Below are 23,765 nucleotides of genomic sequence, written 5' to 3' on the forward strand. Positions count from 1 at the left end.
AGTCTTCGCCTCTGAAAACGGACGAACGGTTCACCTCGGACTAGCTGCAAGAGAACGCCAATGCAAACTTTCCCGTGCTGTCATGCCTTTTCCTGAGTTCGAGATGCCTATGGTGACGTCCAACATGCCCCGGGTGGTCCTTGTGGAGCCCGATTGTGACCATGCCCGGCAGATTGCCCAGGTTCTGGTCAAGGAGGGGTTTGCCCTGACCTGCGCCACGAGTGGCGAGGAGGCGCTGGGCACGATCGAGGAGACCATGCCGGATCTGGTGGTCGCATGTACCGAACTGCCGGGCATGAGTGGCGGCCAGCTGGCGCGGCGGCTGCGGCTGGATGCGCTGACCCGCAATATCCCGATCCTGATGCTGACTGAAGATGCGTCGCCGGGTGTGGAGCGTGAGGGGCTGGAGAGCGGCGCGGACGCCTATATCTCCAAGTCGGCTCATCCGGATCTCATGGTTCTGCGGATGCGGGCCCTGTTGCGGGAAGGGCCGGAACTCCTTCAGGTCGATGAGGCATCCCGTCTGCGCCGGGCGCGGATCGTGATCGTCAATTCTCCGCGTGAGGATGAAGACGAGGAAGAAGTTGCCGAGGATGTTCCTGAGACCACTCTGGGAGAGCTGCTCTGGCGTGACGGGCATACCGTCACCTCCATCGAGCGTTCCGATGATCTCATTGAAGGCGGCTGGCTTCGGGGGGCGGACAGTCCGGACTGTCTGGTGCTGGAGCTGGGCAGCGGGGACGAGGATCTGAAGTTCTGCCGTCTTCTGGATGCGCGTCGGCAGGCGGTGCTGGAAGCGGGAGGGATTCCGTTCCGGACGCTCGGGATTGTGGAGGCCTCGCGTTTCCGGCGGCAGTCTTCCGGTGAGTTCTTCGAGGCCGGAATTGATGATCTCGTACCAAGCGATATTGCGCTTGAGGCGCTGGCCATGCGGATCCGGACGCTGGCGCAGCGCAGGATGGCGCAGGACGAATTCCGTCAGCAGGAAATCGAGCGTCAGCAGAACGCCCTGACGCTGGAGGCAGCGCGTGCCAAGGCGGAAATGGCCGAGGCGCTGGCGCAGGCCAACATGGAGCTGGCGCGGACGAACGAGCGGCTTCTCCAGGCGCAGTCCAAGCTCGTACAGACGGCGAAAATGGCGTCGCTGGGCGAGCTGGTGGCGGGCATTGCGCATGAGATCAACAATCCGCTGGCCTTTACGATCGCACATGCGGATACGGTGACGCGGACCCTCAAGCGGTTGCAGGGGGTGAATGCTTCCGATGAGGCGATGTCGCTGACGAAAAAGGGGATGTCGCGTCTGGAATCCATGAAACTTGGCTTGCAGCGGATCCAGAACCTTGTTTTGAGCCTGCGGCGGTTTTCACGACTGGATGAGAGTTCGTTCCAGAAGGTCGATGTTCCGGCCGCTCTGGATACGGCGCTCGCTCTTCTGGCGCACAAGCTGGGGCTGGGGATTGTCGTGCAGAAGGATCTTCAGGCGCCAGCCGAACTGGTCTGCCAGCCGGCGTTTCTCAATCAGGTTGTCATGAACATCATTTCCAATGCGGCCGATGCGCTGGCGGACATGTCCACCGACGGAGATATCGTGCGGGGCAGGATCGTTATTGCCTCGCGTCTGGAAAACGGGCGCTACGAAATGAGTGTGAGTGATGACGGGCCGGGGCTGCCGCCTGATCTGCGGACGCGGATTTTTGATCCGTTCTTCACGACCAAGCCCGTGGGAACCGGGACAGGTCTGGGGCTGGCCATTGCCTATAGCGTCATGGAGGCGCATGACGGGGTAATCGAGGTAACGGACGCCAATCTGCCGGACGGCCGTGGGATCGGAGCGTGTTTCCGGATGAGTCTGCCCGTTCGCATGACCGAGGAGGGGCCGGTGGCGACTGGTCGTGCAGCATGACTTTCTGGAGTGCCAAAGGGCCGTCGCGTCCGCTGATCCTGCTGGTTGATGATGAGGAGGAGATCCTTGTCGCCCTGACGGATCTGCTGGAAGACCAGTATGAAATCCTGTCCACTACGGACCCGCTGAAGGCGCTGGATCTGCTGCGGGCGCACAGGGATGTCGCGACCATCATTTCCGATCAGCGGATGCCTGGTCTGACCGGAGACCAGTTGCTGATGCAGGCCCGGGCGTTTTCGGATGCCCGCAGCATTCTGCTGACGGGATATGCCGATCTGGAGGCCGTCGTCTCCGCCCTGAACCAGGGACAGGTGCAGGCCTATGTCCACAAACCGTGGGATTCGGATGCTCTGCGTTCGCTGGTCGGGGAAGTCACGCAGCACTGTCTGGCGCAGCGTGCCCTGAGGACGGAGCAGGCGCTTTTACGGGGGCTGATGGAAGCGCTTCCGATCGGGCTTGTCTTTTCTGATCGGGACGGGCGGTGTATCCGCAGCAATGTTCGGGATGAATCCGAGAGTGGGGCCGAGAACGAGCAGACCCATTTTCCCGAAAATCTCTGGCCCGAGATCACGGCCATGCGTGAGGATGTGCGCGTTTCCGGGCAGGAAGAGCGTCTGGTCGGAGAGGTTCTTACGCAAGGAGAGGGCCGTTCTGTCACGCGCTGGCATGAACTGACGCGGCTGGCTCTTGCCTGGCCGGAAGGTGCCTCCCGGGCAGATGCCTGGCAGGTCAGCATGGACCGGGATGTGACGTCCCGTGTCGTTATGGAATCGCGGCTGCGTCAGGCCGAGAAGCTTCAGTCACTTGGGACGCTGGCTGGCGGTATCGCGCATGATTTCAATAATTTGCTGGCGGCGATTTCAGGGTCTCTCGAGCTTCTGGAGGATATCGCAGAGCTTGATGAAGCCTCTCTGGCATTGTTGCGCAATGCAGCGGATTCCGCCCAGCGCGGGGCTGTTCTGACGCGACGGCTGCTTCAGTTCGGACGTCCGCGCGAGGCGCGTCTGTCGGCGGTGTCGCTGGGGCAGTTGCTGCCGGGGCTGGCGGATCTTCTGCGTCAGAGTCTCAAGAAGCGGGGTGTTCCGGCATCGGCGGCTCCGTGCGCGCTGTGTGTGGAAGACGTGCCGCCGGATCTGCCGCTGGTCTGGTCGGATGCGGACCAGCTTGAAATGGCGCTCCTGAACCTGTGTGTGAATGCGCGGGATGCCATGGCGGAGGGCGGGACGGTGCGGATCCGTGCGCATGTCGTCGAGCAGAAGCGGACGGATCTTCCCGCGGAATGCTGTCCGGATCGGGTCGTGGCGCTGGAGGTCGTGGATGAAGGCGAAGGCATGCCGCCGGAGGTGGCGGCAAGGATTTTTGATCCCTTCTTTACGACCAAGGAGGTCGGGCGCGGGACCGGGCTGGGTCTGTCCAGCGTGTATGGTTTTCTGAGCCGGAGTTATGGCGAAATCGTTGTTGATAGTGTCGTGGGCAGGGGGACGCGCATGACGCTGCTGCTTCCAGTGGCGCGGGCCGGTCAGGAACGGGTTGCCGCGCCGCAGCTTCAGGGAGGGAAGCTTGAACGGCGTCTGAGGGTCCTGGTACTGGATGATGAGGCGCCTGTGCGGATGGTGACGGCCGGATTCCTGGCCCAGGATGGCCATGAGGTGACGGCTGTTGCCTCGTTGGCGAGTGCCCTGAAACGTGTTGATCCGGCATCTCCCTTCGAGCTTGCGATCATTGATATGAGGATGCCGGATCATGATGGTCTGGCCTGTGCGGAAGCATTGCTGAAGGCCGTGCCCGGATTGAGGGTGCTGTTTATCAGTGGGCACACAGATGATATGCCGGCCCCTGAAAACGGTCTTCTTCTGCCGAAGCCTTTTACGCAGGAAAGCTTGCAGAGGGCCGTTGCCGAAACCATGCGTTCCGTGGACGCCGGCGCGTCATAGCAGGCCGGTTCTGCGCTGGCTGGCGGCAGGGGGCCTGTGAATTGGAGATTGTGACACGTGAGTGATGCCTATCTTGTTCCCCAGGAGGACACGGCTGCTGCGGCCATCGAGGAGATCGAGGCCGAGCTGGGTCTGTTTGATGACTGGATGGAGCGGTATCAGTACATCATCGAGATGGGACGCAAGCTGCCGCCATTTCCGGAAGAGTGGCAGGATGATGCCCATCGTATTCCGGGCTGTCAGAGCCAGGTCTGGCTTGAAGCGGTCGAGCGGGATGGAAAGCTGTTTTTCGCCGGGGCGTCGGATGCCGCGATCGTCCAAGGGCTCGTGGCGCTTCTGCTGAGGGTTTATTCGGGTCGGCCCACAGCGGAAATCCTGGAGACAAGTCCTGTGTTTCTGCATGATATGGGACTGGTCAAGGCGCTTTCGACGAACCGGGGTAATGGGGTCGAGGCCATGGCGCAGGCCATTCAGAAGCGTGCTGCCCGCTAGACATGAAAAATCCCCGTTGGCCTGAGCCAGCGGGGGCATGATCGTGCGTGATCTTATTGCGGTTTGCTGGTCGAGGGGGGCGTGGCGGGCGCAGATGCTGTGCTGCTGGCGGAGCACTTGGTGAATTTGCCCTTTGTATCGCGGCAGGGCTTGGGCTTCTGCGGGGCTTCACACTTCGTGAACTTGCCCTTGTCGTCACGACAGGGTTTTGCGTGGGCCATCTGGGCGCCAAGAGCCATAACGGCGAGGGCGGCAACGGAGAGGTGGCGGAATGACATGATGGTTGTCTCCAGGGCAATACCGGGGCATGCGGACCGCGCCCCGGATTTATCGAAAGAATGCAATATGTTTTGGAACTGACGCAAGTTGTCTCACGCGGGGAGGTTAGCGGAACTCCTTTTGATCCAAAGGTAGGAGAGATCCCGGCCGAAGCTATCCTGATACTGAGAGACTATGGGTGTGCCGTCGGTGAGGAAGCCGACGACGCTGATGGTGCGGGCCCATCATTGCCCCGACAGGATGTTTTTCAGGATGTTTTTCTGGCCACTGTGCCGAAAAAAAGGGGAGATGCCACATGACATCTCCCCCTTTTCATGTCCTGAACTGCTCGATCAGATCATTTCTGATCGGGCAGGGCGTAGGCGATGATGTCGTCGCCCATGCGGGTCGGGAACGAGTTGTGTCCGCCAGCATAGGTCACGATGTACTGCTTGCCATTGATGGCATAGGTCATCGGTGTGTTCTGGGCGCCGGCCGGCAGGCGGTCCTGCCACAGGACCTTGCCTGTCGTCAGGTTGTAGGCCCGGATGTAGTAATCCATGGACGACGTCAGAATGCCGATGTTGCCGGCCGTGGAGAGCGGGCCGCCAAGGCTCGGGACACCGATCTTGATCGGCGGCAGCGGGATCGGCAGGGAGCTGCCATACATCGAATCACGTAGGGTGCCGTTACGGTGCTGCCAGACGACCTTGTTGGTCTTCAGGTCAATACCGGCGACATAGCCCCAGGGCGGCGTGCGGCATGGCATCTTGATGCCGAATGGCAGCAGCACCGGATCCAGGAACGGATGCAGGTTGACGGCATACGGGATGCCATAGTTGTGCTGCAGGCCGGTTTCACCACCCGTGCCCTTGGCGTTTTCATCTGGCCAGAGCGGGTTGCCCGGTCCACGGGGAACAAGCTGGGAGACGAACGGCAGGGAGATCGGGTTGGCGAAAGCCACCTGACGCTGCGGATCGACGGAAAGGCCGCCCCACTCGAACATTCCAAGATCGCCCGGGAAGATGAGCGAGCCCTTGAGCGACGGCGGCGTGAAGGGGCCCTCGTAGCGCAGGGTGTGGAAATAGATGCTGCAGAACATCTGGTCGAAGATCGTGCCACCCCAGATATCGGAGTCGTTCAGCGGGTTCTTCGGACGCAGGGTCAGTTGCGACATCCGCTGGGTCGGGCTGGTGTGATCGCCAGGAGCGGCCTCCTGGGGAACCGGAGTTTCCGGAGCCGGGACGATTTCCTTGCCGGTGCGACGGTCGAGGACGAAGATGTCGCCGGTCTTGGTCGGAGCGTAGATGGCCGGGACGAGCGTGCCGTCCTTCTGCGTTATGTCCACGAGGCTCGGCTGGGACGGAACGTCCATGTCCCACAGGTCGTGGTGAACCGTCTGGTAGAACCAGGCAAGCTTGCCCGTGTCTGCGTTGAGCGCGATGATGCCCGGAGCGAAACGCTCGGAATCCTTCGTGCGGTCACCGCCCCACTGGTCGGGAGTACCCACGCCCATCGGGATGTATACGAGGTTCAGGTTGCGGTCGTAGGACGACACGATCCAGGAGTTCGGGGAGTTCGGGTGAAAGACAGGATGGCTGTCATCCGGAAGCTGGTTCGGATCGGGGTTGGAGGCATCGAACACCCAGACGCGCTTGCCTGTATAGACGTCGAATGCCTGCGTGGCACCGGAAGCCTGCTTGACCGAACCGTTATCGGTGATCGCGCTGTTGGCGATAATCAGCTTGTCCGTGATGACCGGCGGGGATGTCGGCTCGTACTGGCCGAGTGTCGTGTAAGGCTGGTTCGGAACGCGCAGATTGATCTCGCCATTGTTGCCGAACCCGGAGCAGGTCTTGCCCGTGTCGGCATCGACTTCAACCAGACGGCCATCGTTGACCGGCAGGATGATACGCCGGGTGCAGTCCGTCGGAGCGGGGTTACCATCGGAATCCGTTGCATTGGCCGGCGTTTCGTGGAAGCTGACGCCACGGCAGGTCAGATGCTGGAAGCCAGGGTTGATCTGGAGTTTCGGATCATAGACCCACTTGACGTTGCCGGTGGCGCCATCAACCGCAAACAGCTTCTGGTGCAGGGAGCACATATAAAGCGTGTTGTTGAACTCGATCGGGGTCGCTTCGTTCGTCGCTTCGCCCGGGTCGTTGGAGTTCATCATATCCTTGGTGTGGATATGCCATGCGACCTTGAGGTTGCTGACGTTGGACGCGTTGATCTGGTTCAGCGGGGACCAGCGGTCACCGGCCTGCGTACGACCATAAGCGTGCCACTCGCTGGCCGGAACATTGTCCGGGTCGGCGGGAGAGGCGTTTGCGATCTGCGTCGGCAGGTCGCCGCTGATGTCGTGCGGGTCCGTGAAGAGGCTGGCGAACAGGGCCAGAACCGCAACGCCAACGGCGCCGGCGAGCGGCAGGACGGTCGTCCGTGTGCCACCGATCTGGCGGGAGACGAACGGCAGCAGCAGCCAGATGCCGAGGATGATGACGATGTCCGAGCGCGGGATCAGGGCCCAGATGTCGAGACCGACAACGGTGAGTTCCCAGATGACCGTTCCGAAGACGACGACTGCGAACAGATAGAGGGCAGCCGGATTGCGCCGGAATGAGAGGAAAGCCGTGGCAAGGAGCGCCAGGCCAAGGATGACATAATAAAGTGGGCCGCCGATAGCGGCGACCCATGCGCCGCCTACGGTAAGGATCGCGCCGCAAAGCGCGAAGACCGCGGCCGTTATCAGGGCCCAGAGCCCTGGCCGGGATGATGTGCTCATGATGTTCCTGGATCTGTTGTTCTGATGCATCACGGTGACTTCCGGACAAAGCACATGGATGGATATCAAGGGTCAAGATGTCAGAAGGTTCATCTTGCTCACGTCAGTGTGAGGGTATTCACGTCGTCGTGACTTGAGGAAAGGAAGAACTTATGATTGAGCGTTCAAGAAAATAATGCGCTTGCAGAATACTTTGGCCTCGGATAAGGACACCGCTTCCACGCACGCGTCCGGGCCACGAGTGGCATGCCCGGCCGTGCAGAGTCCTGACTGTGTGAAGGACCAATCGTTTACGGCGAGGGAGACCGAAATGCCCAAGATGAAGACCAAGTCGTCGGTCAAGAAGCGGTTCAAGATCACCGCGACCGGCAAAGTGATGTGCGGCCCGGGCAACAAGCGCCATGGCCTTATCAACCGTCCGCAGAAGATGAAGCGCACCAACCGTGGTCCCCAGACCATGACGGACATGGATGCGAAGACAATCAAGCAGTGGGCGCCCTACGGGCTCTGAGGAGATAAGGTAAATGGCACGTGTCAAGCGGGGCGTAACGTCGCACGCCCGTCACAAGAAGGTTCTCGAGCTCGCCAAGGGTTATCGCGGCCGTTCGTCCACGAACTACCGTATCGCTCTGGAGCGTGTCGAGAAGGCGCTGCGTTATGCGTATCGTGACCGTCGCAACAAGAAGCGTGATTTCCGCGCTCTGTGGATCCAGCGCATCAACGCTGCCGTCCGCGAGCACGGTCTGACGTACAGCCGCTTCATCAACGGTCTGGACAAGGCTGGCATCGAGATCGACCGTAAGGTCCTCGCCGCCATTGCTTTTGACGATAGCGCCGCTTTCGGTGAAATCGTGAAGAAGGCCCAGGCCGCTCTCGGCTGAGCTTTTCCGGCTTGATCCCTCCGGGGGTCTGGTGACTGGCGGGCCGTCCTGTTATCAGGACGGCCCGTTTTGTTTTGTGCTGCAGGGGATGGGCGGTATGGCTGACGATCTCGATATACTCAGGAATGACACGCTGGCGGCGCTGGCCGGAGCGCAGGACCGCGCCCAGTGGGATGCGATCCGTGTTGGCACACTGGGCAAGTCCGGTGCGCTGACCGGTTTGCTCAAGCAGCTCGGCAAGCTGGAGCCGCAGGAGCGCAAGGAGCGCGGTCAGGCGCTGAACCGTCTGCGCGACGAACTGACGGCAGCTATCGAGGCCCGTGGCCGCGATATCGAGGAAGAAGCGCTTCAGGCCCGTCTGCGCTCTGAGCGCGTGGACGTGACGATGCCGGCACCTGCGGTCGTGACGGGCACCATCCATCCCATCAGCCGCACCATTGAGGAAATGACGGCCATTTTCGGCGCGATGGGTTTTTCCGTTGCCGAAGGGCCGGATATCGAAAGCCAGTGGCATAATTTCTCGGCGCTCAACACGCCGGACCACCATCCTGCGCGGACCGAGCACGACACGTTCTATCTGCCGCCGAAGACTGAAGGCGGGGAGCCACGGGTGCTGCGGACGCAGACATCCGGTGTACAGATCCGCACAATGCTCGGCTCACAGCCGCCGATCCGTATTATCGCTCCTGGCCGTACCTATCGTGCCGATCATGATGCGACCCATTCGCCGATGTTTCATCAGTGCGAAGGTCTGGTGGTCGATCGCAATATCACGCTGGGTCATCTCAAAGGCTGTCTGATCGAATTCCTGCGTGTTTATTTCGACAAGCCGAACCTGCCTGTTCGCTTTCGCGCTTCCTATTTCCCGTTCACCGAGCCTTCCATGGAAGTCGATATCGGCTGGTCGAAGGCGACAGGCGAGATCGGTGGCGGGTCTGACTGGCTTGAGGTTCTGGGCTCCGGGATGATCCATCCGCGGGTTCTGGCGAATTGCGGGCTGGACCCGGCCGAGTGGCAGGGATTTGCGTTCGGGATGGGGATCGAGCGTCTGGCGATGCTGAAGAATGGCATTCCGGATCTGCGCTCATTCTATGAGAGCGATCTGCGTTGGCTGCGGCATTATGGATTTTCGGCGTTTTCGCCGGCCACGCTGACGGAGGGCGTGTGACATGAAGTTCTCTCTCTCATGGCTGCGTGAACATCTTGATTTTACGGCTTCTGTTGAAGACATCTGCGCCCGGCTGAATGTCATCGGGCTTGAGGTCGAGGGTGTTGAGAACCCGGCCGACCGTCTGGTGGGTTTCCGAACGGCCAAAATTGTTGAAGCGCACCGCCATCCTGATGCAGACCGCCTTCAGGTCTGTCGTGTAGCGGCTGGCGGTGGTTTTGAAGATGTGCAGGTCGTGTGTGGTGCCCCGAATGCGCGCACGGGTCTGCATGTGATCTTTGCGCCGCCGGGGACGTATGTTCCCGGACTCGACATCACCATCAAGAAGGGCAAGATCCGGGGGCAGGACAGCAACGGAATGCTGTGCTCCCTGAAGGAACTGGGGCTGGGCGAAGAGAGCAACGGAATTGCCGAGCTTTCCGAAGCGGCTCCGATCGGCGAGTCTTATGCAGCCTATGCTGAACTGGATGATCCGGTCATCGAGATCGCGATTACGCCCAACCGGGGCGATGCGCTGAGTATTCGTGGCATTGCGCGGGATCTGGCTGCGGCGGGAATCGGACGTCTCAAGCCCTGGCTTACGGAAGCGCTGGAAGGAGATTTCCCGTCTCCGCTGGTATGGAAGACCGAACATCCGGCCTGTCCGTATATTGTCGGGCGCGTCATTCGGGGGGTGAAGAACGGTCCGAGCCCGGACTGGCTGCGGCGGCGTCTGGAAGCTGTCGGGGTCAAGCCGATTTCGGCGCTTGTCGATGTGACGAACTACCTTACATACGATCTTGGCCGTCCGCTGCATGTCTTTGATGTTGCGAAACTTAAAGGCGATACCCTCACGGTGACGCATGCGGCCCGCGAGACCTTTACGGGGCTTGATGGGCGCGAATATGTGCTCGGCACCGAGGATATGGTCATTGTCGATGAAGCCGGCGTGCAGTCGCTTGCCGGTCTGATTGGTGGCGAGAGCAGTGGCGTGGATGAGAACACGACCGATGTGTTCGTGGAATCTGCCCTCTTTGATCCGGTGCGGATTGCCCTGACCGGACGTCGTCTGGCCATTCACACCGATGCGCGCCAGCGTTTCGAGCGTGGGATTGATCCGGCACAGGTTCTCAACGGACTTGAAGCCGCCACGGTCATGATCCGCGATCTGTGTGGTGGTGAGGTCAGCGAGATTACCGAAGCAGGCACTCTGCCGGACTGGAAGCGGACCGCGATGCTGCGTTTCGGGCGTCTGAAGACGCTGGGGGGCGTGGATATCGCATCTGAAGATGCTGTGCGCTCGCTTGAGCATCTCGGCTTTGAGGTGACGGAGCAGACGGCGGACGCTGCGACTTTCCTTGTGCCGTCCTGGCGGAATGATATCGCTTCGGGACAGGTTCTGGCGCAGGCACCGACGCTGGACGAGACTGTCGCCGCGAAGGCTGCCAGCCATGTTCAGGCCATGGAAGCGGAATGTGATCTTCTTGAAGAAGTGCTGCGTCTTTACGGGCTGGACAATGTTCCGGCGGTCGCGCTGCCGCAGGCGACTGTGGTTCCGGCTCCTGCCGTGACGTCTCTTCAGGCGCGTGCGGCTCTGCTGCGGCGGATCTGTGCGGCGCGTGGCCTGACAGAGACGGTCGGCTTTTCTTTTGTGGCGCAGGACGATGCGGCACTGGTCGGAGAGCTGCCGGAGACCCAGCATCTTCTGAATCCGATCGCAACGGATCTGGATCAGCTTCGTCCAACCCCGCTGGTCAATCTGGCGCGGGCACTGTCACGTAATCTGGCGCGCGGTCTTGGCGTTTCGGGCGAGGGCGCGTTGTTCGAAGTCGGACCGTGCTTTGATGCCGAGGGACAGCATCTGCGTCTTGCCGGACTTCGGGGCGGGCAGACGGCGCGTGAGCCGGGCATTGCGGCGCATGAAGCGACGCTCTGGGAGGCGAAGACGGATCTGACCGCCGCTCTGGTGGCGCTGGGAGTGCCGGAAGCGGCGCTGTCCGTGACGGCGGATGCTCCGCGCTTCTATCATCCGGGTCGGTCGGGGCAGGTACGGCAGGGGCCGAAGACGGTTTTGGGGAGCTTTGGCGAACTGCATCCGCGTGTTGCGCGGGCATTGGGGCTGAGCGGAACCGTGGTGGCGTTTGAAGTTTATCTGGATCGGGTGCCGCAGCCGAAGGTCAAACGGAAATCCGTGCCTGTCCTTTCGGCATTGCAGCCTGTTCGGCGCGACTTTGCTTTCGTCGCAGGGCCGGATGTCGAAATCCAGGCCGTTCTGAAAGCGGTGCGGATGGCGGATCGCAATCTGGTGCAGGATGTCCGGCTGTTCGACGTGTTCGAAGGCGGCAGCCTGCCGGAAGGGTATCGCTCTCTCGGTGTGGAAGTGGTCTTGCAGCCGCAGGGTGAGAGCCTTACGGATACGCAGCTTGAAGCGGTTTCCAAATCGGTGGAAGCTGCGGTTCTCAAGGCAACAGGGGCAGTACTGCGTCGATGAACGCTCTTCCAGAATCCGGATCTGACGGACAGTCCCCGGCGGACCCTTCCCAAAAGGCCACGCCTTTGCCCCGTTACGGGCGGGTGATCTGGATTCTGGCGGGTGAGGCCAGCGGGGACGTCATTGGTGCGCGTCTGATGCAGGCTTTGCACGCGCAGGACCCTTCGCTGGTGTTTGCCGGCGTCGGGGGCGGGCGCATGGAAGCGCTGGGGCTGCACAGCCTGTTTCCCATGAGTGATCTGGCGGTCATGGGTCTTGTCGAGGTGCTGCCTCGTCTGCGGCATCTGTCGCAGCGCCTTCTGGAGGCCGTGCAGGATATCGAACTGCGGAAACCGGATCTTGTCGTGACGATCGACAGTCCGGGTTTCGCTCTGCGCCTGTTGCAGAAAATCGAGCGTTCCGGGATCAGGCGCGTTCACTATGTGGCACCGCAGGTCTGGGCCTGGCGGGAAAAGCGGGTCAAGGAATTTCCGGGTCTGTGGGACCGGCTTTTGTGCCTGTTACCCTTCGAGCCGGAATGGTTTGCAAAGCGCGGGCTTGAGGGCCGGTTTGTGGGGCATCCCGTGCTCCAGTCCGGTGTGCGGCAGGGCAATGCGCAGCGTTTCCGGCTGCGTCATAACATTCCGGCCCATGCACCGGTCGTGATCCTGATGCCCGGTAGCCGGCGTTCGGAAGCGCCCCGGCTTCTGCCAGTGTTCCGTAAGATGCTGGATATTTTGCGGGTGCAGTATCCTGATATCTGTCCGGTCATTCCGGTGGCACCCGTGATTGCGCCGACGATCCGCCAGTTGATCCGAAAATGGCCGATCCAGCCGCATATCGTCACGGACATTCATGACAAGCACGATGCGTTTGCGGCGGCCCAGTGCGCCCTGACCAAGTCAGGAACGTCCACGCTGGAGCTTGCGATGGGCAATGTGCCGATGGCGGTGACGTATCGGGTCAATCCGGTGACGGCGACGATCGCGCGGCGCCTGATCAAGGTGCCGCATGTGGCGATGGTCAATCTGCTGGCCGGTCGGGAAGTTGTGCCGGAACTGCTTCAGGAAGACTGTACGCCAAAGAAGCTGGCTGAGATGGTCTCGAAGCTGTTGAGCGATCCACAGATGGTGGAAAAGCAGCGTATGGCGTTCGCCGATGTGCTTGAGATGCTCGCGCCGCCTGTGGGAACGCCCGCCGACGCGGCGGCGGCAGAGATCATGGATCTGCTGAACGAACCGGTGTCCCGGTCGTCCAGCCACTAGGATCCTAGCGCAGGAAGCCGACGAGGCGTTCGGCTTCCTGAACGATTGGTTCCGAAACACTGTTCGCACGTTCGGCACCTGCACGCAGGACCGAGAGCAGATGCGCTTCGTCCTGAAGCAGGCGCTGTGTTTCGCTGGCGACCGGGGCCAGACGCTCCACCAGAAGATCCGCGAGAGCGTTCTTGAAGGGGCCGAAGCCCTGCCCGCTGAAACGGGCCAGAACGTCCGCGGGTGTTTCATCCGACATGGCTGCATAGATGGAGACAAGGTTCCGGGCTTCCGGACGTTCGCTCAGACCCTCCATTTCGCTGGGAAGCGGTTCGGAATCGGTCTTGGCGCGGCGGATCTTCAGAGCGATGTCATCGGCTGTGTCCGTCAGTACGATGCGGCTCTGCTCGGACGGGTCGGACTTGGACATCTTCCTGCTGCCGTCGCGCAGGCTCATGACGCGGGCTGCGGCGGGCGGGATGAACGCCTCGACCTGCGGGAAGAACTCCACGCCCATGTCGTGATTGAATTTCTGGGCGATATCGTTGGTCAGTTCGATATGCTGGCGCTGGTCTTCGCCCACGGGCACGCGAGTGGCGTGGAAAGCGAGAATGTCGGCCGCCATCAGGTTCGGGTAGACATACAGGCCCGCCGAGTGGTTCTCGCGGTTCTTGCCGGCCTTGTCCTTGAACTGGGTCATGCGATTGAGCCAGCCGAGCCGGGAGACGCAGTTGAAAATCCAGCCGAGGCGGGCATGAGCACTGACGGCGGACTGGTTGTACAGGCGCGTGGGCTCGATGCCGGCTGCGAGAAGGCAGGCTGTTGAGCCCAGCGTCTGTTCTCGCAGGGTCTGCGGGCCCCAGGGCATGGTGATGGAATGCAGGTCCACCAGACAGAAGACGCAGTCATGGTCTTTCTGCAGCGTGACCCAGTTGCGGATCGCTCCGAGATAGTTGCCCAGATGGGGGATGCCGGTTGGCTGGATGCCGGAAAATACGCGCTGCATGAATTCAGTCTTCAGTTTCTGAAAAAATCAGGGAAGGGATGATGCGTTTCATCGAACGGGCGTCTGCAGGTCCAGCTTCTGGCGTTCCTGCAGAACCTCGGATGCCGACATCGGATGCGTGCGTGCGGCGGCAACGTCCGCAGCAGTAAAGATTGGAGTGCTGCCGGACATTTCCTGACTCGCGACGAAGGTCAGGATACGGGCGATCTCGTCGTTTGGCAGGCGCTGGAAAGACGGCATGGCGCCGTTGTAATGGCCGCCGCCGGCCGTGATGGGGCCATCCAGTCCATAAAGCAGGACATCGACGAGATAGTGATGACCTGCGGGCGTTTGGGCAATCGGGCCGACGCGTCCGAAAATGGGGGCGATTTCAGAGACCTGACCATGGCCGCCATGATGGCAGATACTGCATTCATTGGAGTATTCGCGGGGGGCCTGGATACGGTTTTCCCAGGCATGGCCGATCACGAAGACTATCACCATGGAAATGGCGAGAAACAGGGGAAGCCGGACAGCGGGGTCAATTCTGATCACACTGTCGTTGTGGCATTTTCAGAGGCGTTTCAGCAAGGCCGGGCTTGGCAAAACGGTCGGAATAGGGCTCATGGCGCTATCGGAAGGAGCAATCATGACCGTCAGGGGACGTCTTGTACTGTATGTGGGGCCTATGTTTGCGGGCAAATCCGCGCATCTGATTGCCGCGGCGAAGAGGCAGGCGGATGTTCTGGCACTCAAGCCCGGTTTTGATACGCGCGATGGTTCGGAACTGGTGAGTCGGGACGGGTCGCATCTTGCGGCCGTTTTCGCGAATGCGTGGCCCGAGGATGCGGACCGCTACAGTCATATCGTTCTGGATGAAGGACAGTTCTGGGTCGCGCCGCATTACCGGGGCGATATCGTTGAGGACATCCGGGCTGCGCGTGCGCGGGGCGCGGACGTGACGGTCGGGGGGCTGGATACCGACTACCGGCGTGTGCCGTTCGACGTCATGACAAGGCTGCTGGATGAGGCGGATGAGGTCATTGTCCTGACGGCGCGCTGTCATGTCTGTGGAGCACCGGCAGCCTGGACCGCCAAAACCCATGAAACCGGGCATCTGCTGGAAACGGGCGATCAGGAACTTTATGAAGCGCGCTGTGATGCGCACTGGTCCCTCCCGGACAGACCCTGAGGGCATATATCCGGAAGGGGGACGGCCGGGTTACTGCTGGCCGCTGTTGTTGACGCCCAGAAGGCGGATCTTGAAGATCAGCGGGCTGTTGGACGGGATGATGCCCATGGAGCGCTTGCCGTAGCCAAGCTTTGGCGGCAGGTAGAGCATCCATTCGTCGCCCACATGCATCATGGGCAGGGCTTCGAGCCAGCCTTGTACCAGGCCGTCCAGTGGCATTTCCATATAGGCGCCGTTTCCATGCTGATCGGAACTGTCGAAGATGCCTCCATCGGGGAGGCGGCCCTCGTAGATGACCATGATGGTAGAGCCGTGATGAGGGCTTTCACCGTCTTTGGGGCCTGACTGGAGAACCTTGTAGGACAGGCCGTCCGGCAGAGTCTTGACGCCGGGCATGGCATGGACTTTCGCCATGTACTGCTCGGGCGTCAGGTCGGAATCATCCACCTGCTTGTGGCCACCGGCGCACCCTGTCAGGGCGAGGGCGCCACACAGGGCAAAAGCGGATGTGAGACGGATCAGACTGGTCATGGTCCCCCGGGGAGTCTGTTGAGAAATCAGAGCGTGCCGCCGCGACGGCCGATCTGGCCGCCGAGCCGCAGACGCAGGGCGTTGAGCTTGATGAAGCCCTGGGCATCCTGCTGATTATAGGCGCCTTCGTCGTCCTCGAAAGTCACGACGCGGGTATCATACAGGCTGTGCGGGCTTTCACGACCCACGCAGGTCACATTGCCCTTGTACAGGCGCATGCGGACACGGCCGGTCACGGAATGCTGGCTGGTGTCGATGAGGGCCTGAAGCATCCGGCGCTCGGGCGAGAACCAGAAGCCGTTATAGATGATCTCGGCATAGCGCGGCATGATGCTGTCCTTGAGATGGGCAGCTTCGCGGTCGAGCGTGATGCTTTCGATGGAACGGTGGGCCGCCAGCAGGATCGTGCCGCCCGGCGTTTCGTAGATGCCGCGGGACTTCATGCCCACGAATCGGTTCTCCACGATGTCGAGACGGCCGATGCCGTTGTCACGGCCCAGTTCGTTCAGACGGGTCAGCAGGGTGGCCGGGGTCATCTCGACGCCGTTGATGGCCACCGGGTCACCGCTGACGAAATCAATGGTGATTTCGGTTGCGACATCCGGTGCGGCTTCTGGCGAGATCGTGCGCTGGAAGACGATTTCCTCGGCACCGATCGACGGATCTTCGAGCAGCTTGCCCTCGGAAGAGGAGTGCAGAAGGTTTGCGTCCACGGAGAAAGGGGCTTCGCCGCGCTTGTCCTTCGTGACCGGGATCTGGTTCTCTTCAGCAAAAGCGAGGAGCTTCGTGCGGGACGTCAGGTCCCACTCGCGCCACGGTGCGATGACCTTCACGTCCGGCTTGAGGGAGTAATAACCGAGTTCGAAGCGGACCTGATCGTTGCCCTTGCCGGTTGCGCCATGCGCCACGGCATCGGCACCGACGGCTTCGGCGATCTCGATCTGGCGCTGTGCGATCAGCGGGCGGGCGATGGACGTACCCAGCAGGTACTGGCCTTCGTAGAGCGTGTTGGCCCGGAACATCGGGAACACGAAATCCTTCACGAAGGTTTCGCGCAGATCCTCGACAAAGATCTCCTTGACGCCGAACATCTCGGCCTTTTTGCGGGCAGGTTCGAGCTCTTCACCCTGGCCGAGATCGGCGGTGAAGGTGACGACCTCGCAGTTATAGGTCTTCTGGAGCCAGCGGAGGATAACCGAAGTGTCCAGGCCGCCAGAATAGGCGAGCACAACTTTCTTGACGTCCTGGTGGGCGCTCATAACTGCGTGGTCCTTGGTGTGTTTCGTTTGAGAAGCGTTTCTAGCATCTCGGGGGGGAAGAGGGAAACCGGGCGAATGTCAGGCTTCCGGGGTGGCGGAGCGGCGCTGGCGCTCGCTTTCGGTCTTGAGTTGACCGCAGGCCGCGAGGATGTCCTGACCGCGTGGCGTGCGGATGGGGGAGGCGAAGCCGGCATCCATCACGATGTTGGCGAATTTCGTGAGCTGCTGACGGGTCGAAGGCTGGAAATCCGAGCCTGGCCAGGGGTTGAACGGGATCAGGTTCACCTTGGCCGGCAGGTCACGGATCAGGCGCACGAGCTCGCGGGCATCGGCTTCGCTGTCGTTCACGCCACGGAGCATGATGTATTCGAAAGTGATGCGGCGGGAATTGGACGCGGCCGGATAGCGGCGGCAGGCGGCGATCAGCTCTTCGATCGGATATTTGCGATTCAGCGGGACGATCTGGTCGCGCAGTTCGTTGGTTACGGCATGCAGGGAGATGGCGAGGTTGACGCCAAGCTCTTCGCCGCAACGGTCCATCATCGGGACCACGCCGGACGTTGAAAGGGTGATGCGCCGGCGGGACAGCGCGATGCCTTCGCCGTCCATGATGATCCGCATGGCTTTGGCGACATTTTCGTAATTGTAGAGCGGCTCGCCCATGCCCATCAGGACGATGGTGGACAGGTAGCGCGGCATGTCCGCGCTCGGGCTGGGCCATTCGCCGTAGCTGTCGCGCGCTGCCATGAACTGGCCCACGATCTCGGCGGGGCCGAGGTTGCGGACGAGCTTCTGGGTGCCGGTATGGCAGAAGGTGCATGACAGGGTGCAGCCGACCTGTGAGGAAATGCAGACGGCGCCGCGGTCTTCCCGACGATCCGGGATGTAGACGGTTTCGGCTTCCTGACCGTCGCGGAAGCGGAAGAGGAACTTGCGCGTCTCATCCACGGAGGTCTGTTCGGTCGCGGTCTCGGGACGGCTGACGACGAAATGCTCGGCGAGTTTGGCCTGCATGGGCTTGGCGATGGTCGTCATTGCCGAAAAATCGGTCGCGCCCTGATGGTAGATCCAGTGCCAGAGCTGCTTGGCGCGAAAAGGCTTCTCGCCGATATCCGTCATGAGTGTGGCCAGTTCTTCGCGGGACAGGCCCACCAGATCGCGTCGTCCGTCCGCGAGACGCGCCTCAGGCGGTGCGAACAGGGCGGATTTGGCGTGGATGCGCTCGCGCTCGGCCGCGTTCAGGTCGTCAGAGGCGACGGAATTGATTCGGGGGCGGATGTCGGGATGGATTACGGCTGTCATGACGGCGGAGCCATAGCACGGAGAAGACCCGCAGTTCCAAAGGAAAAGCGCGGTCTTTCCCGTAAAACTGTTTTGGAAAACTATTCCGCTTCTGGCCGAGGGGGAGCAGTTTTTCTGGCAGCGATCAGGAACTCGCGGTTGCCTTCAGGGCCGGTAATGGGGCTGGCCTCGATCCCGAGAACCTCCCAGCCGGGGAGGGCTGCGAACCATTCCCGGATTTCTTCGCAGACGCGCTCATGGACCGCAGGGTCCCGGACAACGCCTTTTGCGCCGACTTCCCCGCGGCCTGCCTCGAACTGGGGCTTGATGAGGGCTACGGCCCAGGCATCCGGGGTCGTGAGTTCAAGGGCTGCGGGCAGGACGGTGCGCAGGCCGATGAAGCTGGCATCGCAGACCACGATTCCGGCAGGTTCGGGGATATGCTCGGCCGTCAGGGCGCGGGCGTTTGTCTTTTCCAGGACGACGACGCGCTCGTCCGAGCGGATTTTCCAGGCAAGCTGACCATGCCCGACGTCCACGGCATAGACCTTTTCGGCGCCATGGGTCAGCAGAACGTCCGTGAAGCCGCCGGTCGAGGCGCCCACGTCGATGGCGATCCGGCCCTTTGGGTCCAGCCCGAAATACTCGATCGCATGGATCAGCTTGAGACCGCCACGCGACACCCAGGGGTGGTCCTGCCCCTTGAGGGCGAGAGGAGCGTCTTCGGGGAGCTGGTCACCGGCCTTTGCGATCCGGCGGTCACTCGTATAGACGAGGCCCGCCATGATCAGCGCCTGCGCGCGTGTCCGGCTTTCGACCAGCCCCCGGTTAACGAGGAGCTGGTCGGCGCGGCGTTTGGCCATCAGTCGCTCAGGCGGACTGCTGGGCGACGTTTACGCCAAGAGCGTCTGCTGCCGTCCGGACGATATGCGGTGCGGTCAGGCCCGCGTCTTCATACTGCGCATCCTGCGTGTTGTGATCGATGTAGCGATCCGGCAGGGCCATCGGACGGAACTTCACCTTGTCCAGCAGGCCGGTCTCGGCGAGGTGCTGAACGACGAGGCTGCTGAAGCCGCCAATGGCGCCTTCTTCAATCGTGATGAAGACTTCGTGCTGTCTGGCCAGTTCCTCGACAAGGGCTTTGTCGATCGGCTTGGCGAACCGCGCATCAGCAACCGTGACCGGGACACCCTGCGCGGCAAGCTGGTCAGCGGCACGCAGGGAGTCATGCAGGCGCGGGCCAAGCGACAGGATGGCGACCCCTCCGCGGGCGTTCGGTGCGCGGCGGGCTTCGCGGACGATGCGACCCTTGCCGATTTCCAGCACTTCACCCTTTTCAGGAAGGTCAAGACCAATACCGTTGCCGCGCGGGTAGCGGAAGGCGATCGGACCGTTATCGTATTCGCAGGCCGTTGCCGTTGCGTGCAGGAGTTCCACTTCGTCACACGGGGCCATGACCACCATGTTCGGCAGACAGCACAGATAATTCAGATCGAAGGAGCCTGCATGGGTGGCGCCGTCAGCACCAACCAGACCAGCGCGGTCGATCGCGAAGCGCACAGGGAGGTTCTGGAGTGCAACGTCATGCACGACCTGGTCATAGGCCCGCTGCAGGAAGGTCGAGTAGATCGCGCAGATCGGACGCAGACCTTCGGACGCGATACCCGCAGCGAAAGTGACGGCGTGCTGCTCTGCGATTCCGACATCGAAGAAGCGGTCCGGATAGGCCTTGGCGAAAGCGTTCAGGCCCGTGCCGGACGGCATGGCGGCCGTGATGGTGACCAGCTTGTCGTCGGTCTTGGCGCGCCGCATCAGTTCGCGGCTGAAGATGGACGTGTAGCTTGGCGGTCCTGCCGGAGCCTTCTTCTGCTCACCCGTGACGACGTTGAACTTGCTGACGGCGTGGTACTTGTCGCCAGCGGTTTCGGCGGGTTTGTAGCCGCGGCCCTTCTCGGTGATGATGTGCAGCAGGATCGGGCCCTGATCGTCGGCGTCGCGCAGGTTGCGCAGGATCGGCACGAGCTGGCTCATGTCGTGGCCGTTGACCGGACCGACATAATAGAAGCCGAGTTCTTCGAACAGCGTGCCGCCCGTAATCATGCCGCGGGCATATTCCTCGGCGCGCTTGGCGGTGCGCTCGATCTTGCCCGGAAGACGCTTGGCGACCTTGCCGGCCAGATCGCGCAGGCTGAAGAACTGGCGCGAGGACATCAGGCGGGACAGGTAGTCCGACATCGAGCCGACCGGCGGGGCGATCGACATCTCGTTGTCGTTGAGCACCACGATCAGGCGGTTCGCGCCGGGGCCTGCGACGGCAGCGTTGTTCATGGCTTCGTAAGCCATGCCAGCGGAGATCGAGCCGTCGCCGATCACGGCGATGACGTTGCGCTCATGATAGCTCGGGTCTTCTTCCGCGCGCAGATGGTGCGCGACGGCCATGCCGAGACCAGCCGAGATCGACGTGGAGGAATGGGCGGCGCCGAACGGGTCGTATTCGCTTTCCGCGCGGCGGGTGAAGCCGGACAGGCCCTCGGGCTGGCGCAGCGTGCGGATGCGGTCGCGGCGACCCGTCAGGATCTTGTGAGGATAGGCCTGGTGTCCGACGTCCCAGATGATGCGGTCGTCCGGCGTGTTGAAGACGGCATGCAGGGCGACGGTCAGTTCGACGACGCCGAGAGACGCGCCGAGATGGCCACCCGTGGTGGAGACGGCATCAACGGTTTCAGAGCGCAGTTCGTCGGCAAGCTGCTTGAGCTGGTCAACGGACAGGTTCCGCATGTCGGCAGGGAAGCGGACGCGATCCAGTTCCGGATAGCGGCCATAGGTGGGAATCGTGGAGGACTTCTTGCTCATGGGATCAGTTCCTGCGCTCGACGACATAATCTGCCAGAGCCCTGAGGGCGTCGGCCTGTGCACCGAAAGATGAAAGGGCCTCCCGGGCCCGGTCGCTCAGGCGACGGGCCTCGGTGCGGGCACCGTCAATGCCAAGCAGGGAGACATAGGTTGATTTGCCGCTGGCTTCGTCCTTGCCAGCGGTTTTGCCGAGTTCCTCGGCGGTGGCTGTGGAGTCCAGAACATCGTCCGCAACCTGGAAGGCCGTCCCGAGATCGCGGCCATAGGCGACGATGGCGGCGCGGCGGGCGTCGTCCACATCGGCGAGGATGGCGCCGGACTCGGCGGCATAGCGGATGAGGGCACCGGTCTTCAGGGCGTGCAGGCGACGGACCTGGTCCAGCGGGAGGGCCCGGCCTTCGCCACGGATGTCGATGACCTGACCGCCGACCATGCCGGCCGATCCGGAAGCCTGTGCAAGCGCAAGGGCCAGATTGGCGCGGACGGTCGCGTTGGGGCTGGTTTCAGGCTCGACGAGGATTTCGAAGGCACGGGTTTGCAGCGCGTCACCGGCCAGAATCGCAATGGCTTCGTCAAACTGCTTGTGCGTGGAGGGCTGGCCACGTCGCAGGTCGTCATCGTCCATGGACGGCAGATCGTCATGTACCAGCGAATAGGCGTGCAGCAGTTCAACCGATGCGGCGACACGCAGTGCGGCCTTGCGGTCTGCGCCGAACAGCGTGGCCACTTCGACAGCCAGGAAACCACGCAGACGCTTGCCGCCACCGAGGGCCGCGTAGCGCATGGCTTCAATGAGAACGGACTCGTCTCCCGGCACCATGGGCAGCAGGGTGTCGATCGTGCTTTCGATCTCGGAACAGGCGCGGGCGAGCGCGTCCTTCAGGGAAACAGACGTGGTAGGGGCATTCATCGGCCGGACTCTCCGGTATCGGCAAGAGGCTCCGTGCCTGTCGTGCCGTCATCGTTCTGCACGATGGCGCGGACACGCATCTCGGCCTCTCCCAGCTTCGCATCACAGTGCCTGCGCAGGGCAGCACCGCGTTCATAGGCGGAAATAGCGTCCTCGAGCTTCATCTGGCCGCCTTCAAGGCCACGTACGATCCGCTCCAGTTCGGAGAGGGCATCCTCGAAAGACATGGCATCAATGGGTTCGGGCATGAAAAGCCTCAAGGCACACTTTGGAACAAGGTAGCGAGGGGATTACAGGCAGAAGACAGGTTTTGCCAGCCCCGAGCATGGGAACGCTGGAGTTTCTTCAGGACGGTGACGTTTCTGCACGTCGCCGGATCATGAAGGAAAGCACGCCTGCGGTGTCCGTAAACGCAATGAGCGCATGGCCGGTTTCGCGGCAGTAGAACTGGAAATCAGCCACGGATGCGCGGTCCGTCGCGAGGATGCGCAGCCTGGAGCCGGGCGGCATGTCACGAAGGGCGCGGTTGGCCTTGAGAACAGGCATCGGACAGGCCAGGCCACGCAGGTCAAGGAGTGTTTCTGTCGGGGGAGCGCTCATGGGGCACTATTATGCGCCTATCCGGCAGGAGGGCCAAGGCGGGTTTTCCTGTGCCAGATGGTGGTTTTCAGGTTTTCATTGATAAACGGCGTGTTTGTTTCTATGTTAATGGCTTAATGCCACAAAAGCGTTCCCCTCGGGGTGCGCTTTTTTTTATTTGGGGGACGGCATGTCGGACAGGGAAGGCCGGACGATCAGTCTGGCTGATGGAAATGAAAGACGCGCTTATACGCTTCGGATGCTTGAGGACAGGGTTCTGCGGCTGGAGACGATCGCAGGTGGGCTGTCGGATCGATACGAGGAACTGCGTACCGAGATGCGGCAGGAAATCTCGTCTCTGCGGGATCAGATGAAGCTGCTGGAAGCGAAGGTTGACGAGGGGAATCGTGTCGTCAACGGCAAGCTGGACCGCCTGATCGGGGGGCGGGCCGTCATTACCGGGATCATCACGCTGGCCACATCCATTCTGGGGACGGGCATGGTGCATCTTGCCCTCTCCCTGAGCACGAAGTGAGGGAGGCGGCATGAGCGGAATTGATGCGGGCCAGCTCAAGCATCTGGTGGTTGCTCCGGCGTTGGCGGCGCTGGGGCTTGATGGGGATGTCGCGGTCAATCTGGTGACGGGCACGGCTCTGGCGGAGAGCCGGGGGACTTATGTCAGGCAGATTGGTGGAGGGCCGGCTCTGGGGCTGTGGCAGATGGAGCCTGCCACGCATGACGACTGCTGGGTCAATTTTCTGTGTTATCCGGTTGGAAAGCGGTTTGAGCGGATTCTGCAGGGAATGCTGTCGCAGGATCTGCCGAGGAGCGCGCAACTGGTTTCAAACCTGAGATATGCGTCCGCGATGGCGCGTATCCGGTATTACCGGGTCTCGGCCCCCTTGCCGGTGACGAGTGATCCGGCTGCTCTCAGCCGTTTTCACAAGCAGTATTACAACACGGCTGCGGGCGCGGCGGACCCGCTCAGTAATATTCCATATTTCCGGCAGGCGGTTATGGTCTGAAGGGAGGGAGCGGTGTCGGGGAATGTA

23 protein-coding genes are annotated in these 23,765 nt (G+C 61.7%); 11 read left to right on the forward strand and 12 right to left on the reverse strand.

The window, feature by feature from the left end; genetic code table 11:
- The first annotated feature begins 124 nt into the window (after nucleotides 1-124).
- From GFJ39_RS01945 to GFJ39_RS01955, 3 genes are read left to right on the forward strand one after another with little or no spacing between them, the layout of a single operon-like run.
- A complete protein-coding gene (locus tag GFJ39_RS01945) occupies nucleotides 125-1,903 on the forward strand; it encodes an ATP-binding protein (protein ID WP_194285254.1) in 1,779 nt (592 codons plus the stop codon).
- Nucleotides 1,900-3,837: a response regulator gene (locus tag GFJ39_RS01950; protein ID WP_153429301.1), complete on the forward strand. Its 1,938-nt coding sequence runs from the start codon at nucleotides 1,900-1,902 to the stop codon at nucleotides 3,835-3,837. Before GFJ39_RS01945 ends, GFJ39_RS01950 begins: the two co-directional genes overlap by 4 nt.
- 57 nt (nucleotides 3,838-3,894) lie before the next feature.
- Nucleotides 3,895-4,329, forward strand: a complete 435-nt coding sequence (locus GFJ39_RS01955; RefSeq protein ID WP_325062786.1) for a SufE family protein — start codon at nucleotides 3,895-3,897, stop codon at nucleotides 4,327-4,329.
- A 53-nt stretch (nucleotides 4,330-4,382) separates the two neighbouring features.
- Here the strand turns inward: GFJ39_RS01955 and GFJ39_RS01960 are convergent, their stop codons facing one another.
- Together GFJ39_RS01960 and GFJ39_RS01965 are read right to left on the reverse strand one after the other, a co-directional pair.
- Nucleotides 4,383-4,607, reverse strand: a complete 225-nt coding sequence (locus tag GFJ39_RS01960; RefSeq protein ID WP_153429302.1) for a hypothetical protein — start codon at nucleotides 4,605-4,607, stop codon at nucleotides 4,383-4,385.
- 338 nt (nucleotides 4,608-4,945) lie between these two features.
- Nucleotides 4,946-7,372 (reverse strand): glucose/quinate/shikimate family membrane-bound PQQ-dependent dehydrogenase, encoded by a 2,427-nt coding sequence (locus tag GFJ39_RS01965; RefSeq protein ID WP_153429303.1) that lies wholly within the window; start codon nucleotides 7,370-7,372, stop codon nucleotides 4,946-4,948.
- A 310-nt stretch (nucleotides 7,373-7,682) separates the two neighbouring features.
- Here GFJ39_RS01965 and rpmI point away from each other — a divergent pair, with 310 nt between their 5' ends.
- From rpmI to lpxB, 5 genes are all read left to right on the forward strand, one after another.
- Nucleotides 7,683-7,883, forward strand: coding sequence for a 50S ribosomal protein L35 (gene rpmI, locus GFJ39_RS01970; protein ID WP_046901279.1), 201 nt, complete (start codon nucleotides 7,683-7,685; stop codon nucleotides 7,881-7,883).
- A 13-nt stretch (nucleotides 7,884-7,896) separates the two neighbouring features.
- Nucleotides 7,897-8,253 carry a 50S ribosomal protein L20 gene (gene rplT, locus GFJ39_RS01975; RefSeq protein ID WP_011251849.1) on the forward strand — a complete coding sequence of 119 codons (357 nt, stop codon included), beginning with the start codon at nucleotides 7,897-7,899 and terminating at the stop codon, nucleotides 8,251-8,253.
- Nucleotides 8,254-8,350: 97 nt separating this feature from the next.
- Complete coding sequence (pheS, locus tag GFJ39_RS01980) at nucleotides 8,351-9,421, forward strand: phenylalanine--tRNA ligase subunit alpha (RefSeq protein WP_153429304.1); 1,071 nt, start codon at nucleotides 8,351-8,353, stop codon at nucleotides 9,419-9,421.
- A gap of 1 nt (nucleotide 9,422) precedes the next feature.
- Complete coding sequence (gene pheT / locus GFJ39_RS01985; protein WP_153429306.1) at nucleotides 9,423-11,891, forward strand: phenylalanine--tRNA ligase subunit beta; 2,469 nt, start codon at nucleotides 9,423-9,425, stop codon at nucleotides 11,889-11,891.
- A complete protein-coding gene (gene lpxB / locus GFJ39_RS01990; protein WP_153429308.1) occupies nucleotides 11,888-13,135 on the forward strand; it encodes a lipid-A-disaccharide synthase in 1,248 nt (415 codons plus the stop codon). Before pheT ends, lpxB begins: the two co-directional genes overlap by 4 nt.
- A 4-nt stretch (nucleotides 13,136-13,139) precedes the next feature.
- Here the strand turns inward: lpxB and trpS are convergent, their stop codons facing one another.
- Nucleotides 13,140-14,129, reverse strand: a complete 990-nt coding sequence (trpS, locus tag GFJ39_RS01995; protein WP_153429310.1) for a tryptophan--tRNA ligase — start codon at nucleotides 14,127-14,129, stop codon at nucleotides 13,140-13,142.
- Between the two features lie 48 nt (nucleotides 14,130-14,177).
- Entirely contained in the window at nucleotides 14,178-14,663 is a 486-nt protein-coding gene (locus tag GFJ39_RS02000; RefSeq protein WP_325062787.1) for a c-type cytochrome, read from the reverse strand.
- A gap of 94 nt (nucleotides 14,664-14,757) precedes the next feature.
- On the opposite strand from GFJ39_RS02000, the gene GFJ39_RS02005 reads away from it, so the two are divergent.
- Nucleotides 14,758-15,300, forward strand: a complete 543-nt coding sequence (locus tag GFJ39_RS02005; RefSeq protein ID WP_153429312.1) for a thymidine kinase — start codon at nucleotides 14,758-14,760, stop codon at nucleotides 15,298-15,300.
- 30 nt (nucleotides 15,301-15,330) lie between these two features.
- On the opposite strand, the gene GFJ39_RS02010 is transcribed toward GFJ39_RS02005, so the two are convergent.
- The 8 genes from GFJ39_RS02010 to GFJ39_RS02045 all read right to left on the reverse strand — a co-directional run bounded on the left by GFJ39_RS02010 (nucleotide 15,331) and on the right by GFJ39_RS02045 (nucleotide 22,734).
- A complete protein-coding gene (locus GFJ39_RS02010) occupies nucleotides 15,331-15,831 on the reverse strand; it encodes an FKBP-type peptidyl-prolyl cis-trans isomerase (RefSeq protein WP_153429314.1) in 501 nt (166 codons plus the stop codon).
- A gap of 26 nt (nucleotides 15,832-15,857) precedes the next feature.
- Nucleotides 15,858-17,090: an argininosuccinate synthase gene (locus GFJ39_RS02015; protein WP_011251841.1), complete on the reverse strand. Its 1,233-nt coding sequence runs from the start codon at nucleotides 17,088-17,090 to the stop codon at nucleotides 15,858-15,860.
- A 78-nt stretch (nucleotides 17,091-17,168) separates the two neighbouring features.
- Nucleotides 17,169-18,392: a 23S rRNA (adenine(2503)-C(2))-methyltransferase RlmN gene (gene rlmN / locus GFJ39_RS02020; RefSeq protein WP_153429316.1), complete on the reverse strand. Its 1,224-nt coding sequence runs from the start codon at nucleotides 18,390-18,392 to the stop codon at nucleotides 17,169-17,171.
- Between the two features lie 80 nt (nucleotides 18,393-18,472).
- Complete coding sequence (locus tag GFJ39_RS02025; RefSeq protein ID WP_153429318.1) at nucleotides 18,473-19,234, reverse strand: TlyA family RNA methyltransferase; 762 nt, start codon at nucleotides 19,232-19,234, stop codon at nucleotides 18,473-18,475.
- A 7-nt stretch (nucleotides 19,235-19,241) separates the two neighbouring features.
- Entirely contained in the window at nucleotides 19,242-21,224 is a 1,983-nt protein-coding gene (gene dxs, locus GFJ39_RS02030) for a 1-deoxy-D-xylulose-5-phosphate synthase (RefSeq protein WP_153429320.1), read from the reverse strand.
- Between the two features lie 4 nt (nucleotides 21,225-21,228).
- Nucleotides 21,229-22,134 carry a polyprenyl synthetase family protein gene (locus tag GFJ39_RS02035; protein WP_153429321.1) on the reverse strand — a complete coding sequence of 302 codons (906 nt, stop codon included), beginning with the start codon at nucleotides 22,132-22,134 and terminating at the stop codon, nucleotides 21,229-21,231.
- Nucleotides 22,131-22,382, reverse strand: coding sequence for an exodeoxyribonuclease VII small subunit (locus GFJ39_RS02040; protein WP_011251836.1), 252 nt, complete (start codon nucleotides 22,380-22,382; stop codon nucleotides 22,131-22,133). The genes GFJ39_RS02035 and GFJ39_RS02040 overlap by 4 nt, the downstream gene beginning before the upstream one ends.
- 97 nt (nucleotides 22,383-22,479) lie before the next feature.
- Nucleotides 22,480-22,734 carry a sulfurtransferase TusA family protein gene (locus GFJ39_RS02045; RefSeq protein WP_153429323.1) on the reverse strand — a complete coding sequence of 85 codons (255 nt, stop codon included), beginning with the start codon at nucleotides 22,732-22,734 and terminating at the stop codon, nucleotides 22,480-22,482.
- 169 nt (nucleotides 22,735-22,903) lie between these two features.
- Here GFJ39_RS02045 and GFJ39_RS02050 point away from each other — a divergent pair, with 169 nt between their 5' ends.
- Together GFJ39_RS02050 and GFJ39_RS02055 are read left to right on the forward strand one after the other, a co-directional pair.
- Nucleotides 22,904-23,248: a hypothetical protein gene (locus tag GFJ39_RS02050; RefSeq protein WP_153429325.1), complete on the forward strand. Its 345-nt coding sequence runs from the start codon at nucleotides 22,904-22,906 to the stop codon at nucleotides 23,246-23,248.
- A 10-nt stretch (nucleotides 23,249-23,258) separates the two neighbouring features.
- Nucleotides 23,259-23,738, forward strand: coding sequence for a hypothetical protein (locus GFJ39_RS02055; RefSeq protein WP_153429327.1), 480 nt, complete (start codon nucleotides 23,259-23,261; stop codon nucleotides 23,736-23,738).
- Nucleotides 23,739-23,765 lie beyond the last annotated feature (27 nt).

Source organism: Gluconobacter aidae (assembly GCF_009547075.1).
GTDB classification, from domain to species: Bacteria; Pseudomonadota; Alphaproteobacteria; order Acetobacterales; family Acetobacteraceae; genus Gluconobacter; species Gluconobacter aidae.

Excerpts from the sequence above, each read along its gene's own strand:
- GFJ39_RS02040 (WP_011251836.1), bottom strand. The coding sequence starts at position 22,382 with ATGCCCGAACCCATTGATGCCATGTCTTTCGAGGATGCCCTCTCCGAA.
- GFJ39_RS02050 (WP_153429325.1), top strand. The coding sequence starts at position 22,904 with ATGTCGGACAGGGAAGGCCGGACGATCAGTCTGGCTGATGGAAATGAA.
- GFJ39_RS02035 (WP_153429321.1), bottom strand. The coding sequence starts at position 22,134 with ATGAATGCCCCTACCACGTCTGTTTCCCTGAAGGACGCGCTCGCCCGC.
- pheS (WP_153429304.1), top strand. The coding sequence starts at position 8,351 with ATGGCTGACGATCTCGATATACTCAGGAATGACACGCTGGCGGCGCTG.
- rplT (WP_011251849.1), top strand. The coding sequence starts at position 7,897 with ATGGCACGTGTCAAGCGGGGCGTAACGTCGCACGCCCGTCACAAGAAG.
- GFJ39_RS01945 (WP_194285254.1), top strand. The coding sequence starts at position 125 with ATGCCCCGGGTGGTCCTTGTGGAGCCCGATTGTGACCATGCCCGGCAG.
- dxs (WP_153429320.1), bottom strand. The coding sequence starts at position 21,224 with ATGAGCAAGAAGTCCTCCACGATTCCCACCTATGGCCGCTATCCGGAA.
- GFJ39_RS01965 (WP_153429303.1), bottom strand. The coding sequence starts at position 7,372 with ATGAGCACATCATCCCGGCCAGGGCTCTGGGCCCTGATAACGGCCGCG.
- GFJ39_RS01960 (WP_153429302.1), bottom strand. The coding sequence starts at position 4,607 with ATGTCATTCCGCCACCTCTCCGTTGCCGCCCTCGCCGTTATGGCTCTT.
- GFJ39_RS02025 (WP_153429318.1), bottom strand. The coding sequence starts at position 19,234 with ATGGCCAAACGCCGCGCCGACCAGCTCCTCGTTAACCGGGGGCTGGTC.
- GFJ39_RS01950 (WP_153429301.1), top strand. The coding sequence starts at position 1,900 with ATGACTTTCTGGAGTGCCAAAGGGCCGTCGCGTCCGCTGATCCTGCTG.
- rpmI (WP_046901279.1), top strand. The coding sequence starts at position 7,683 with ATGCCCAAGATGAAGACCAAGTCGTCGGTCAAGAAGCGGTTCAAGATC.
- GFJ39_RS02015 (WP_011251841.1), bottom strand. The coding sequence starts at position 17,090 with ATGAGCGCCCACCAGGACGTCAAGAAAGTTGTGCTCGCCTATTCTGGC.
- GFJ39_RS02055 (WP_153429327.1), top strand. The coding sequence starts at position 23,259 with ATGAGCGGAATTGATGCGGGCCAGCTCAAGCATCTGGTGGTTGCTCCG.
- rlmN (WP_153429316.1), bottom strand. The coding sequence starts at position 18,392 with ATGACAGCCGTAATCCATCCCGACATCCGCCCCCGAATCAATTCCGTC.
- trpS (WP_153429310.1), bottom strand. The coding sequence starts at position 14,129 with ATGCAGCGCGTATTTTCCGGCATCCAGCCAACCGGCATCCCCCATCTG.
- GFJ39_RS02045 (WP_153429323.1), bottom strand. The coding sequence starts at position 22,734 with ATGAGCGCTCCCCCGACAGAAACACTCCTTGACCTGCGTGGCCTGGCC.
- GFJ39_RS02010 (WP_153429314.1), bottom strand. The coding sequence starts at position 15,831 with ATGACCAGTCTGATCCGTCTCACATCCGCTTTTGCCCTGTGTGGCGCC.
- pheT (WP_153429306.1), top strand. The coding sequence starts at position 9,423 with ATGAAGTTCTCTCTCTCATGGCTGCGTGAACATCTTGATTTTACGGCT.
- lpxB (WP_153429308.1), top strand. The coding sequence starts at position 11,888 with ATGAACGCTCTTCCAGAATCCGGATCTGACGGACAGTCCCCGGCGGAC.
- GFJ39_RS02005 (WP_153429312.1), top strand. The coding sequence starts at position 14,758 with ATGACCGTCAGGGGACGTCTTGTACTGTATGTGGGGCCTATGTTTGCG.